This window comes from Nonomuraea sp. NPDC001636 (assembly GCF_040298265.1).
Taxonomy (GTDB): Bacteria; Actinomycetota; Actinomycetes; order Streptosporangiales; family Streptosporangiaceae; genus Nonomuraea.
Genome location: NZ_JBEOZT010000035.1, coordinates 92,846 through 105,941, shown reverse-complemented (window position 1 = coordinate 105,941; position 13,096 = coordinate 92,846). Strand labels below are relative to the sequence as shown.

At 72.8% G+C, this 13,096-nt stretch carries 11 protein-coding genes; 6 read left to right on the top strand and 5 right to left on the bottom strand.

Annotated features, from left to right (window positions below; translation table 11 throughout):
• Nucleotides 1-175: 175 nt before the first annotated feature.
• Nucleotides 176-3,352 carry a S8 family serine peptidase gene (locus ABT158_RS44000; RefSeq protein WP_352364166.1) on the top strand — a complete coding sequence of 1,059 codons (3,177 nt, stop codon included), beginning with the start codon at nt 176-178 and terminating at the stop codon, nt 3,350-3,352.
• A 114-nt stretch (nt 3,353-3,466) separates the two neighbouring features.
• On the opposite strand, the gene ABT158_RS43995 is transcribed toward ABT158_RS44000, so the two are convergent.
• The 4 genes from ABT158_RS43995 to ABT158_RS43980 form a co-directional block, all read right to left on the bottom strand.
• Nucleotides 3,467-4,348 (bottom strand): CU044_5270 family protein, encoded by an 882-nt coding sequence (locus ABT158_RS43995; protein WP_352364164.1) that lies wholly within the window; start codon nt 4,346-4,348, stop codon nt 3,467-3,469.
• The gene (locus ABT158_RS43990; RefSeq protein ID WP_352364162.1) at nt 4,341-4,733 is read right to left on the bottom strand and encodes an RNA polymerase sigma factor; all 393 of its coding nucleotides are present in this window, start codon (nt 4,731-4,733) and stop codon (nt 4,341-4,343) included. The genes ABT158_RS43995 and ABT158_RS43990 overlap by 8 nt, the downstream gene beginning before the upstream one ends.
• Complete coding sequence (locus ABT158_RS43985; protein WP_352364160.1) at nt 4,711-4,905, bottom strand: RNA polymerase sigma factor; 195 nt, start codon at nt 4,903-4,905, stop codon at nt 4,711-4,713. Before ABT158_RS43985 ends, ABT158_RS43990 begins: the two co-directional genes overlap by 23 nt.
• A gap of 119 nt (nt 4,906-5,024) precedes the next feature.
• Nucleotides 5,025-5,855 carry a GDSL-type esterase/lipase family protein gene (locus ABT158_RS43980; protein WP_352364158.1) on the bottom strand — a complete coding sequence of 277 codons (831 nt, stop codon included), beginning with the start codon at nt 5,853-5,855 and terminating at the stop codon, nt 5,025-5,027.
• Between the two features lie 218 nt (nt 5,856-6,073).
• Between ABT158_RS43980 and ABT158_RS43975 the strand changes: the two genes are divergently transcribed.
• Complete coding sequence (locus ABT158_RS43975; protein WP_352364156.1) at nt 6,074-7,309, top strand: isochorismate synthase; 1,236 nt, start codon at nt 6,074-6,076, stop codon at nt 7,307-7,309.
• A 6-nt stretch (nt 7,310-7,315) separates the two neighbouring features.
• On the opposite strand, the gene ABT158_RS43970 is transcribed toward ABT158_RS43975, so the two are convergent.
• Entirely contained in the window at nt 7,316-7,936 is a 621-nt protein-coding gene (locus ABT158_RS43970) for a YigZ family protein (RefSeq protein ID WP_352364154.1), read from the bottom strand.
• Nucleotides 7,937-8,071: 135 nt separating this feature from the next.
• Here ABT158_RS43970 and ABT158_RS43965 point away from each other — a divergent pair, with 135 nt between their 5' ends.
• The 4 genes from ABT158_RS43965 (at nt 8,072) to ABT158_RS43950 (ending at nt 13,092) form a co-directional block, all read left to right on the top strand.
• Complete coding sequence (locus ABT158_RS43965; protein ID WP_352364152.1) at nt 8,072-10,099, top strand: hydantoinase/oxoprolinase family protein; 2,028 nt, start codon at nt 8,072-8,074, stop codon at nt 10,097-10,099.
• Nucleotides 10,096-11,748 carry a hydantoinase B/oxoprolinase family protein gene (locus ABT158_RS43960; protein ID WP_352364150.1) on the top strand — a complete coding sequence of 551 codons (1,653 nt, stop codon included), beginning with the start codon at nt 10,096-10,098 and terminating at the stop codon, nt 11,746-11,748. The genes ABT158_RS43965 and ABT158_RS43960 overlap by 4 nt, the downstream gene beginning before the upstream one ends.
• Before the next feature lie 124 nt (nt 11,749-11,872).
• Nucleotides 11,873-12,082: a hypothetical protein gene (locus ABT158_RS43955; RefSeq protein ID WP_352364148.1), complete on the top strand. Its 210-nt coding sequence runs from the start codon at nt 11,873-11,875 to the stop codon at nt 12,080-12,082.
• A gap of 62 nt (nt 12,083-12,144) precedes the next feature.
• Nucleotides 12,145-13,092 (top strand): right-handed parallel beta-helix repeat-containing protein, encoded by a 948-nt coding sequence (locus ABT158_RS43950; RefSeq protein ID WP_352364146.1) that lies wholly within the window; start codon nt 12,145-12,147, stop codon nt 13,090-13,092.
• Nucleotides 13,093-13,096 lie beyond the last annotated feature (4 nt).

Below are 13,096 nucleotides of genomic sequence, written 5' to 3'. Positions count from 1 at the left end.
CAACCCGCTACGACAAGCTCGCCGTACGCTACGAAGCCGTCGTCATCATCGCCGCGATCAACCAGTGGCTCAAAGCCTTATGAAACACGGCCTAGCCCCGGGGCTCAGGGAAGAAGAATCCACCTTTCTCTGAACAAGAGGAGAAAACGCTCGACTTCTCTTCTTGTGAGGATCAATGACGTTAGGCAAGGGACTGCTGGCAGCGGTCCTGGCAGGCACGCTGGGTCTGGGCGCGACCACGGGAACCGGCACAGCCGACGCGGGCCAGGAGAGTCCCGGACAGGCACGCTCCGGCCCGGCGGGCAGCGTGACGCTGCTGACCGGCGACCGGGTCGTGGTCACGGGCCGAAGCTTCCGGGTGGAGCCGGGCGCGGACCGGGAGGTGTACTTCTCCTCCGGGTACCGCGACGGGCACCTGTACGTCGTCCCGTCCGACGCCGGGCCCCTGGTCGCCCAGGGGGTGCTGGACGAGCGGCTGTTCGACGTCACCCAGTTGCTCGCCTGGCGATACGGCGACGCGGACACGCCCGACATCCCGCTGATCACCCAGTCGCCGCAGGGGACGGCCCCCGCGCTGAAGGGCCCCGCGACGACCCGGCGGCTGACCAGCCTGGGCATCACCGCGCAGCGGGTGGCCAAGAAGAGCGCCGGCGAGACGTGGCGGAGCCTGGTCGGCGGGGCGTCCACGCTGGCCGCGGGCAAAGGCAGGATCTGGCTGGACGGCCGGCGTACGTACACCCTGGACCGCAGCACCAGGCAGATCGGCGCGACCGAGGCGTGGCAGCGGGGATTCACCGGACAGGGCGTCACGGTCGCCGTGCTCGACAGCGGGTACGACCCCACGCATCCCGACCTGAAGGACGTGGTCACCCAGTCGCGGAACTTCTCCGACGAGCCCGACATCGTGGATCGTCTCGGCCACGGCACGCACGTCACCTCGATCATCGCCGGTGACGGCGAGAGGTATCGCGGCGTGGCGCCGGGAGCCCGCATCGCCTTCGGCAAGCTGGGCACGAACATCAGCGACTCCGCGATCCTGGCCGGGATGGAGTGGGCCGCCACGGAGGTCAAGGCCAAGATCGTCAACATGAGCTTCGGCGGCCCCGACGAACCCGGCCTCGACCCGATCGAACAGGCGGTGAACACCCTGTCGCAGAAGACGGGCACCCTGTTCGTGGTGGCCGCGGGCAACGACGGCGGCGAGGGCACCGTGAACAGCCCCGGCAGCGCGGACGCCGCGCTGACCGTCGGCGCGGTGGACCGCTCCGACCAATTGGCCGGCTTCTCCAGCAGGGGCCCGCGCATCGGCGACCACGCGGTCAAGCCGGACGTCACCGCCCCCGGCGTGGACATCGTGGCCGCCGCCGCGGCGGGCACCGCCGACGGGACCCATGTGGCGATGAGCGGCACGTCGATGGCCACCCCGCACGTGGCGGGCGCGGCGGCCGTCCTCGCCCAGCGCCACCCCGGCTGGAGCGGGCAGCAGCTCAAGGCGGCGCTCGCCGGCAGTGCCCGGCCGACCGCCGGCGCCACGCCGTACCAGCAGGGCACTGGGCGGGTGGACGTGGTCCGCTCGCTGGACCAGGAGGTGATCGCCGCTCCCACCGGCGTGTGGGCCGCGTTCCCGTACGGGCAACCGGGCGAGCGGCGAGCCACCGGGAAGATCACTTACACCAACGCCGGAGCCGCGCCCGTCACCCTGGACCTCGCGACCGACTCCGACGTGCTCGCGCTGTCGCCGCAGCGGCTGGAGGTGCCCGCGGGCGGGCAGGCGTCGGTCACGGTGACGATCGACGCCGAGGGCAGGGGCCCCGGCGACCATCCGGGAATCGTCACCGCCACGGCCGGTGACACGGTGGTCCGCACCCCGGCCGGGGCGTACGTGGAGCCGGAGTCCCATGACGTCACGGTGACCGTCCTGGGCAGGGACGGGGCCGCCGCCGAGGACGTCCAGGGCGTCGTCTACGACCAGGCGACCGGCGCGCAGCGCAACCTCGTCCACCACGGCGGCACGGCCAGGATCAGGCTGCCGAAGGGACGCTGGAACCTCTACACCGAGATCGTCGGGAGGGCGGAGCACAGCCTGACGCTCGCGCACCGGCCGTTCGAGGTCGGCGACGCCGACGTGTCGCTGACGGTCGACGGCCGCCAGGCGAAGCGGTTCACGTTCACGGTTGACGACCCCACCGCCGTCCCCGATCCCGCGTTCGCGCTCTCCATGGTGAACGGCCCCTGGAACGCCACGATGGCCGCGTTCAACTTCCGCGGCGGCTTCCACGTCGTCCCGATGCGGCAACCGGGATTCGCCTACCTGGCCCAGACCGTCTGGACCGAGAAGGACACGACGCCCAGCCCGTACCGCTACGACCTCGTCGACCGCCGTACGGACGGCTTCCCCGACGCCCCCGGGTACGCCGCGCGGACCCGGGACATGGTCAAGGCGACCGAGATCCACCGCTCGACCGTCCCGGGCGCCACCGGCACGCTGACCTCCGGGCCGGTCGCGCCCGGCGGCGCCCCCTCGGCGGGGGTGACCACGTGGGACATCCCGCTGCCGAGCAGCCTGACGCGGTACCTCACCCCGGGTCTGGCGTGGAACGACGAGTTCAGCACGGGCGGCCTGACCGAGCTCGGCACCGGCCCCGTGCGCGACAAGACGTTCACCCAGGTCTGGAACGCCGCGGTGACCGGCCCCTCGTTCGCCGCAGGCGGCGGCAGCCGCACCGGCGACACCCTGGCCTTCCCCGCCGACGGGCTGTACAGCAGCGGCGTCCCCGGCCGTACCGGCATGGACGAGACCGCGACCGGCACCCTCACCCTGACCGGGAACGGAAAGCAGATCGCCACGACCGGCATCGCCGGCTGCCTGCCCTACCCCGGCGAGGAGTGCACGCTCACCGCCACGTTGCCGCAGGCCGACACCGCCTACACCCTGACCGCCTCCACCCGGCGATCGGAGGCCGAGCTGTCCACGGGCGTCGACGCCGTCTGGACGTTCCACTCCGCCCGCACGGGCAAGCCCGAGCCGCTGCCGCTGATGGCCGTGCGCTACGCACCGCAGGACCTCGATGACGCCAACCGCGCCAGGCCGGGATCACGGACCACCGTCCCGATCCAGGTCGAACGCGCTCCCGGCGCCGCCAGGGCGGCGGTCTCCTCGATCACGCTGGAGGCGTCCGCCGACGACGGGCGGACGTGGCGGCCGGTGCACGTCCGGGCGAGCCGATCGGGCTGGACGGCACGGCTGGACAACCCCGCCACCGCGGGATATGTCTCGCTGCGCGCGACCGTCACCGACAAGGCGGGCAACGGCGTCACCCAGACCGTGACCCGCGCCTACGCCGTGGGCTGACCCGTACGGCCGACAAGCTGAATCGCGACTCGTCCGCCCCCCGGGCCTTCGAGCCCGGGGGGCGGACGAGTGCGGGAGAGGAGGACCGTCAGCGGTCGCGATCACCCGCGGGGCTCACGGCATCCCGCTTCGGCTCTTCACCGCAGGAAGCTGGTCCGTCCACTCGGTGGTCACGGAGATGAATCCGGCGCTGAACGCCAGGTCGCCGTCGTCGACGAGGACGAGGTTGGCGCGGACCACCCGGGCCTCCTCGGGATCGATGACCAGTTCGATGTCCGTGTCGCCATCGGGGTCGGGAATGCGCAGATGCTGACCGCCCTTGACCGCGCCCGCGTTCTCCACCCCCGGTGTCGCGGCGAGCGCGCGGAACGCCGCCGAGCGGACCTCCCCGGGCGCCGGCAGGTCCGTGATCAGCGCGAGCAGGGTGAGGGTGGGATCGCCGCGCATCTCGGACGCGGACATGTCCCGCTCCTCGCCCTTGCGCGCGACGAGCGACGCCTTCAGCGCCTCGGGGTCCGTCGGCAGCCGTTCGAGCTCCTCGAAGCTCACCTTGGCGCCCTTGAGCCTGAGCGTCTTCCCCTCCGGCGCCTGGATGACGGCGCCGGCGGGATCCCCCGGCACGGCCCTGGTCCAGCGCCTGCCGTCGCGCCTGGTCCAGCTCTCGATCGGCGGGGCGTCCGACGAGAGCCACCGGCGCGTGACGTGCCAGTACGTCCCGGAGCCCTGCGGCGTGCGTTCCGCGGTGACCGCGGCCATGAGCAGGACCTCCTTGCCCGTGACCGGTGCGCGGTCGCTCGCGGGCGCCCCCGTGGCGAACACGACCGCCGCGACGGCACCGGCGGCGGCCAGCGCCACTCCCGGGACGAACCAGCCCATGCGCCGGCGCGCCCGGCCCGCCAGCACCCTCCGTTCCAGGCGCTCCCGGCCGCGCGCGACCGCCCCGGTGGACGGCTCCGGCTCGTCCAGCAAGGCGGCGATCTCTTCCAGGTCACGCATGAGGGGTCTCCTTGTCGGTGAGGGCGTGGATCTTGGCGCGGGCCCGGCTGAGCCGTGAGCCCACCGTGCCGAGGGAGATGCCGAGCGCCTGGGCGATCTCTAGGTAGCTGAGCTGGCCCAGCGCCAGGAGCAGCAGCACGTCACGCTCGCCGCCGTTCAGCGAGGCGAGCGCCACGGCCAGGTACGGCTGCGCGGTCGCGGCGGTGACGACCCGGTTCTCGTGCCCCTCCACGACCGGCACGGGGCCGAGCCGGGCCAGCACCCGGTACCGGCGGGCCTCCTTGTGGCGATGCCGGGCCACCAGGTTCGTGGCGATGCCGAGCAGCCAGGGCCGCAGAGCGCCTCTTGCCGGCTCGAAGCGGTCACGCCGGTCGAACGCCAGCAAGAAACGTCTCGGCCGCGACGTCCTCGGCCGCCTGGGCGCCCAGGCGGCCGGCCACGTACCGGTAGACGTCATGGAAATACCGGTCGTACACGGCGGTGAACAGCTCAGGGTTGCGCCGGTAGCCGGCGACCAGATCGGCGTCGGTCACCTGCTCGCCCACGTCGGCGGTCATGTGCCCGTCTCCGTCATGAGTGTGCCTTCCGGTGGGTGATCATTACTTTCACCCATCCTTCGCGGCGGACGCGGCTTTTCTTCCCGCGCGCCGGAAGGCGGCCACTCACCAGGGGCGGGCTAGCGCGGGTCCTCCCAGACGAAGCCGTGCTCGAACGTCTGCTCGGCCAGCGCCTTCTGCCCGGCGAGGTTGGGATGGAAGAAGTCCCACTTGCTGACGTGGTCGAGCGTGAACGGGAAGGAGAAGATCGCGCCCTCGTCGGTGTCGCACGAGGGCCCCATCGCCTCGCACGCCAGCGCCGCCTCCCTGTTGTAGGCCATCACCCGCGCCCGCACCCGGGCCCGCCGCTCGACGTCGGCCTTCTTCACCGAGGCCGGGTCGGCCAGCATGGTCTGGCAGATCCTCCCGACGGTCCAGAACGTACGGGCCAGCGGGTTGCCCTTGCCGACCTGCCACAACCGCCGCAGATCGGGCACGCTGGCGATGAACACCCTGGCCTGCGGCATGCCGGCACGCAGGGCCGACAGCGCGGCGTCCATGCGCCGGCGGTAGAGCGCGACCGGCGTCATCTCCCGCTCGGTGCGCTTGCAGGCGTCCTGGGCGCCTATGAGGATCGTCACATAATCGGCCTTCGCCGCGATCGCCTGGTTGACCTGGCCGAGCAGGTCGGCGCTCGTCGAGCCCGGCACCGCGAAGTTCTCCCGGTGGAGCGTTCCAGCCAGGCCCCGCAGCCGGAGGTAGTGACTGTCCACCTGCGCGTTGTCGCCGGCCGCCCAGGAACGGGCCGCGCAGGAGACGTACCAGCCGCAGGAGTTGAAGCCCGTGGAGATCGAGTCGCCCAGCGCCGCCATCGTCTCGGGGACGGGCTGAGCTGCGGCGACGGCCTGCGCGGGGCCCGAAGCGGCCAGGACGAGGACGGCGGTGACGACAGGGGACAGACGACCGATCATGGCCCCAAAGGTAGGGAGTCGATCAAGGTCGCACCATGTCCTTCAGGCGAGGTCTGCCATTTCAGGACCGTCTTCCTATCGCCGCTTGACAGTGCCTCCGCGAGCTGGGCGCCCCCAATGAACGTCAAGATCCGGTTATTTCCTGGCTCGTGGGCAGTAACACCGCATTCACGGGGGTCCGAGTCGAACGTGTTCAGTTCCCGCATAGAGTGTCTTGAGTGAGTGTCGCGCTCGGAACAACCCGCCCGCTACCGGTTCGCACCACCCCTGTCGGCGACCCCGGTGACCTGCTGGCATCCCTCCCGAAGACGGCGCCCTACGCCTGGATCAGGAACGGCGAGGGCCTGGTGGGATGGGGCCAGGCCGCCCGCGTCGCCGTGCCGCCGGGCCCCGGCCGCTTCGCCTGGGCCCGCGAATGGCTGCGCACCGTCCTCGGCGACGCGCCCGCCGACGACGCCGGGCGCGCCCCCGGCTCCGGCTCCGGCCCCGTCGCATTCGGCAGCTTCACCTTCGACGAGGACGCCCCCGGGTCCGTGCTCGTCGTCCCCCGCGCCGTGCTCGCCCGCCGCGGCGGCCGCGCCTGGCTCACCACCGTCGGCGAGGCCCCGCTGGAGACGTTCAGCCCCATCCGCGAGCCCGGCCGCATCAGCTACGGCGACGGCAGCCTCACCGCCCCCCAATGGGAGCACGTCGTCGCCCGCGCCGCCCGCCGCATCCGCGACGGCGAACTGGAGAAGGTCGTGCTCGCCCGCGACCTGCTCGCCACCGCCGAACACCCCATCGACGTGCGCCTGCTGCTGACCCGGCTGGCCCGGCGCTACCCCGAGTGCTACACCTTCTCCGTGGCCGGCCTCGTCGGCGCCACCCCCGAACTGCTCATCCGCCGCACCGGCCAGGAGATCGAGTCCCTCGTCCTGGCCGGCACCACCGCCCGCGGCAGCGGCCCGGCCGACGACGTCGCCCGCGGCGCCGCGCTGTTCGCCTCCCAGAAGGACCGCCACGAGCACGAGTGCGCCATCGCCTCCGTGCGCCAGACCCTCGCCCCCCTCTGCTCCTCACTGCACACCCCCGACGAGCCCGAACTCCTCGTGCTGCCCAACGTCCAGCACCTGGCCAGCCACGTCACCGGGCGGCTGGCCGACGGCGCGTCCGTGCTCGACGTGGTGGCCGCCATGCACCCCACCGCCGCCGTCGGCGGCACCCCGACCGACACCGCCATCAAGGTCATCCGCGAGCTGGAGGGCATGGACCGCGCCGGCTACGCGGGCCCGGTCGGCTGGATCGACGCCCACGGCGACGGCGAATGGGGCATCGCCCTGCGCTCGGGGCTGATCGAGGGCAACCGCGCCCGGCTGTTCGCCGGCGGCGGCATCATGGGCAACTCCGACCCGGCCGCCGAGCTGGCCGAGGCCCAGGCCAAGTTCCGCGTCATGCAGTACGCCCTGGAGGGCTGAGCGGCCTCAGCCGGGCACGTGCACGCCCTCGCCCACCTCGACGCGGGCCCGGCCGGCCGTCAGCGCGGCCACCCACTCGCCGAACGCCGCCACCTCGTCCTCCCCCACCGCCACCGAGAACGTCACCCCGGCCGCGTAGGTCACCTCGCGCAGCGCGTAGCGGGAGGCGCGCAGGTCGTTCTCCACCCGGCCGGCCTGGTCGTGGGCCACCGAGACGCTCACCAGCCTGGCCGGGACCATCCGCACCGGCTCCACCAGGTCGAGCGTCTCGGTCACCGCTCCCCCGTAGGCGCGCACCAGCCCGCCCGCGCCCAGCAGGACGCCGCCGAAATAGCGCGTGACCACCGCGACCACGTCGTTGAACCCCCGGCCGACCAGTGCCTGGACCATCGGCGTGCCCGCCGTGCCGCCGGGCTCGCCGTCGTCGTCGCCCTTCTGCAGGCGCCCGCCGATCACGTACGCCGTGCAGTTGTGGGTGGCGCCGGCGTGCTCGCGGCGGCGGGCGGCGATGAAGGCGGCGGCCTCCTCGACGGTACGGGCGGGGGCCAGCGCGCAGACGAACCGGGAGCGGCGCACCTCGGTCTCGTGCTCGACGCCGGTCGCGAGGGTAAGGTACGACTGGGACACGTTCGCCAGGCTACCGCCTTTACGTTGTAGATTTTTGCGCGGGCGCACCGGGTTGAGCGCGATGCACGGGAGGCGTCCCCTCCCTGTGCAGGACGCCCATGATCGCGGCGCCGCCCCGCGCGTACGGTGCGGCGCATGACCTATCGCGTCGCCATGGACATCGGCGGCACCTTCACCGACGTCGTCTGCTACGACGAGCGCACGGGGGCCGTCACCGCCTCGAAGGCGCCCACCACGCCGGGGGACCTGGCCGAGGGCGTGTTCGCCGCGCTCGGCCGGGTCGTGGACGACCCCGCGGCCATCTCCTTCTTCGTGCACGGCACCACGCAGGGACTGAACGCGCTGCTGGAGCGCAAGGGCGCGCGGGTGCTGCTGCTGGCGAGCCGGGGCGCCGGGGACGTCTACCGGATCGCCCGCGGCAACCGCGACCGCATGTTCGACCTGCGTTACCGGAAGCCGTCGCCGCTCGTGCCGCGCCAGGACGTCATGGAGGCCGGCGGCCGCCTCGACCACCGGGGCCGCGAGCTGGAACCCCTCGACGAGGAGGCGGTGCGGCGGGCCGCGCGGCGGGCCCGCGAGGAGGGCTTCGACGCCGTCGCCGTGTGCCTGCTGTTCTCCTTCGCCGACCCCGCGCACGAGCTGCGCGCCGGCGAGATCCTGCGGGCCGAGCTGGGCGAGGACGTGCTCGTGGTGCTCTCGCACGAGGTCGCGCGGGAGTGGCGCGAGTACGAGCGCACCTCCTCGGCGGTGCTGGAGGCCTACACCGGGCCGGTCGTGCGCAGGTACCTGGCCAGGATCGAGCGGCGCTTCGCCGAGCGCGGCCTGTCGGTGCCGGTGCACGTGATGCAGTCGTCGGGCGGGCTGGTCAACGCCTCGTACGCGATGCGGCGGCCGCTGCAGACCCTGCTGTCGGGGCCGGTCGGCGGCACGATGGGCGGCGTCGCCGCGGCCCGCATGCTGGGCCGGGAGAACGCGATCTGCGTGGACATGGGCGGCACCTCCTTCGACGTCTCGCTCGTGGTGAACGGGCGGCCCGACGTCAGCGCCGAGGCCCGCATCGAGGGCTACCCGGTGCTCATGCCCATCGTGAACCTGCACACCATCGGCGCGGGCGGCGGCTCGATCGCCTACGCCGAGGCGGGCGCGCTGCGCGTCGGCCCGGAGTCGGCCGGGGCCGTGCCGGGCCCGGCCTGCTACGGCCGGGGCGGCACCCGGCCCACCGTGACCGACGCCAACGTGGTGCTCGGCCGGGTGGACCCGGCCTGGTTCGCGGGCGGGCTGATGACGCTGGACGAGGAGGCGGCGGGCGCGGCCGTGGTCACGCTGGCGCAGGAGCTGGACCTGGACCCGCTGCGGCTGGCCGAGGGCGTGTGCGACGTGGCCAACGCCAAGATGGCCCAGGCGATCCGCACGCTGACGGTCGAGCACGGGGTGGAGCCGCGGGAGTTCGCGCTGGTCGCCTTCGGCGGCGCGGGCGCGATGCACGCCGTCTTCATCGCCCGCGAGCTGGGCATCTCCGAGGTGGTCGTGCCGCGCTTCCCGGGGGCGTTCTCGGCCTGGGGGATGCTGGAGGCGGACGTGCGGCGGGACCTGACGCACCCGTACTTCCGGCCGCAGGACACGCTCGACGGCGACGACATGGCCGGACGTCTGGCGACCTTGGAGCGGGAGGCGCTGGAGGCGCTGGCCGGGCAGGGCGTCCCGGAGGAGCGCCGCCGGGTCGAGCACGCCGTGGACCTGCGCTACGAGGGCCAGGACTACACGCTCACCGTCCCGCTGCGCGACGCCGCCGAGCCGGGCGAGCCGGGCTTCCTCGCCACGGTCGCGGCCCGCTACGCCGAGGCCCACACCAGCCGGTACGGCCACGCCACCCCCGAAGCGCCGGTCGAGTTCGTCATGCTGCGCAGCACCGGCTTCGGCTCGTTCCCGCGCGCCGCCGCCGGGGCCGCCGAGCCGCCCGAGGAGCCGTCCGGCGACGTCCGGGACGTGATCTTCGACGGGGTGGTGCACCGCACGCCCGTGTTGCGGCGGGCGGGCCTGTCCGGCTCGTTCGCCGGGCCCGCGATCGTGGTCGAGGAGACCGCGACCACGGTCATCCCGCCGGGCTGCCTGGCGGCCGTCGACGACAACGGTTTCCTCATCGTGAAGGTGGACGTCCAGTGATCGACCCAAAGATCGACCCAAAGATCGACGCGGTTACTACCGAGATCATCCGGTGCGCTCTGCTGCAGGCGGCCGAGGACATGAACACCACGCTGATCCGCAGCTCGTACACGCCGGTGATCTACGAGGCCAAGGACTGCGCGGTGGCGCTGCTCGACCGCGACCACAACGTGCTGGGGCAGTCGTCCGGCCTGCCGATCTTCCTGGGCAACCTGGAGGTGTGCACCCGCGAGACCGAGCGCATGTACGGCCGCGAGGTGTGGCAGGAGGGCGACGTGTGGGTGCTGAACGACTCCTACGTCGGCGGCACCCACCTCAACGACGTCACCGTCTACGGCCCGATCTTCGCCGGCGGCGAGCTGGCCGGGTTCGCCGCCTCGCGCGCCCACTGGCTGGACGTCGGCTCCAAGGACCCGGGCGGCTCGATGGACTCCACCTCGATCTTCCAGGAGGGCCTGCGGCTGGGCCCGGTGAAGGTGTACGCGGGCGGGCGGCCGTGCCGCGACCTGCACGAGGTGATCGCCCGCAACGTGCGCTTCCCGCACGCCACGCTCGGCGACATGCGGGCCCAGGTGAGCTGCGCGATGACCGGCCAGCGGCGGCTGCAGGAGATCGTCTCGCGCTGGGGCCTGGAGACGGTCATGGCCGCCCGGGACGAGATCTTCGCCCAGACCGAGCGCCTGGAACGCCAGGCCATCGCCGCGATCCCCGACGGCGTGTACGAGGCGTCCGGCTTCCTCGACAACGACGGCATCGACCTGGCCACGCCGCTGCCGGTGAACGTGCGCGTCACGGTGTCCGGCGAGTCGATGCACGTGGACCTGACCGACTGCGCCGACCAGGCCCGCGGGCCGGTCAACTGCGGCGCGGCGCAGGCCGTGGCGGCGGTGCGGGTGGGGTACAAGCTGCTGGTGTCGGGGGACGTACCGCTGAACGGCGGCTCCTTCCGCCCGCTGAGCGTCGAGACCCGGCCGGGCTCGATGCTGGCCGCGCGGTCGCCGGCCGCCTGCCAGTACTACTACTCCCACCTCGGGCTGCTCATCGACCTGGTGGTCAGGGCGCTGGCCCCGGCGCTGCCGGGCAAGGCGGCGGCGGCCTCGTACGGGGACTCGATGATCGTGCAGTTCACCGGGACGGACCCGCGTACCGGGAAGTTGTACGTCTCCCAGGAGGCCACGGTCGGCGGCTGGGGGGCGTGGGAGGGCGGCGACGGCGAGTCCTGCCTGATCAACAACGTCAACGGCTCGCTGCGGGACATGCCGATCGAGGTGCTGGAGACGCTGTTCCCGGTCCGGGTGCGCCGCTACGAGATGCGCCCGGACACCGGCGGCGCCGGTCAGTGGCGCGGCGGCAACGGCGTGGTGCGGGAGTACGAGTTCTGCGGCGACACCTCGTTGTCGTTGTGGTTCGAGCGCTCGGTCACGCCCGCGTGGGGCCTGGCCGGCGGCGCGGCGGGCGCTCCCCCACGGGTGACGCTCAATCCGGGCACGGCGGGCGAGCGCCGGATGCTCAAGGTCAACGCCCTGCCGGTGTCGGCCGGTGACGTGCTGCGCTGCGAGTCCGGCGGTGGCGGCGGCTACGGCCCGGCCGATCGGCGCTCCCCTGCGGCGCGGGCGGCCGACCTGGCCGAGGGCATGATCACGAACTGATCCGCATTCGACCGAAAATCACACGGATTGTTCTCCGGTCTGTGAAGATGATCGACAACGCGGGGGCACGCGAAGCCTGGGGAGGCTGTGTCCCCGCCATGACCATCTTCACGAGGGGACTCTCATGACTGCGTTACGAACGCGCCTGCTCGCGGGCTCGGCCGCGCTCGCCGCGGGCCTGGCCGGCGTCGCCGTGCTGACGCCGGCCGCGCCCGCCTCGGCCGCCAGGGTGGAGGCCGCCTGCTCCGACGCCCCCGGCGACGCCGCGGCGATCCAGGCCGCCATCGACTCCTCCAAGGACGGCGACGAGATCGTCATCAAGGGCCGTGCCTGATCAACGCCACGATCAGCCTGGCCGACCGGCGCACCTACCGGGGCGACGCCAAGGCCGGCACGGTGCTCAAGCAGGCCGACGGCGCCAGCCTGCCCGCCGTGCTGGCCTCCAAGGGCTGGCTGGAGGACACCGAGTTCAGCGGCGAGAGCGTGCGCGTCGAGCGGCTGACCATCGACGGCAACCGCGACCACAACACCGGCACGGTCGGCCTGCTGCTGCGCTCGTGGAACACCCGGGTCTACGACGTGGACATCTACGGCACGCCGTCCGACGGCATCCGCATCAGCAACCCGTCCAGGAACGGCACGACGCTGCGCAACACCATGGTCAACAGCGTCATCAGCGACGTCTACATCGAAGGCGCCGCCGAGGCCGGGATCCGCGTCGTCGACCCCGGCAACTCCGTCACCGACTGGACGCTGCAGCGCTCCTGGATCGGCTTCAGCGGCACCAGCGCCATCCAGACCGACAACGCGGCCGGCTGGACGATGAGCGGCCTGCACCTGTACGCGACCCCGAAGAACGCCATCGACGCCCACCGCTGCTTCGGCACCTCGATCCAGGACAACTACATCGAGGACTTCGGCGCCGAGAGCACGGCGGGCCAGACGTACTACGGCATCCGCTGCGACCTGCAGGGCGAGGCCGCCACCACGATCACCGGCAACCGCGTGCACAAGTTCCTGCCGCCGCCGAACGCACTGGCCGAGCTGCGCAAGGCCCGCCAGAGCGGTGCGGCGCCGCCCGAGCGCAAGATCGCCGCGACCGGCCCGCTGCCCGACGGCGTGGACTTCGTCTACCTGGCGCTGGACGCGGTCAACTACGGCGCGGGCCACGCCGCGATCACCGGCAACACCGTCGTCGGCCACGGCACCAAGCGCGAGACCGGCATCCTGCTGGCCAAGGGCGAGGGCGAGTCGATGTCGATCGCCTCCTCGGGCAACCTCCTCGACGGCGTCGGCACCCGGCGCAAGGTCGGCGCGGGCGTCCGTCTCACCAGGGGCTACTGACCCG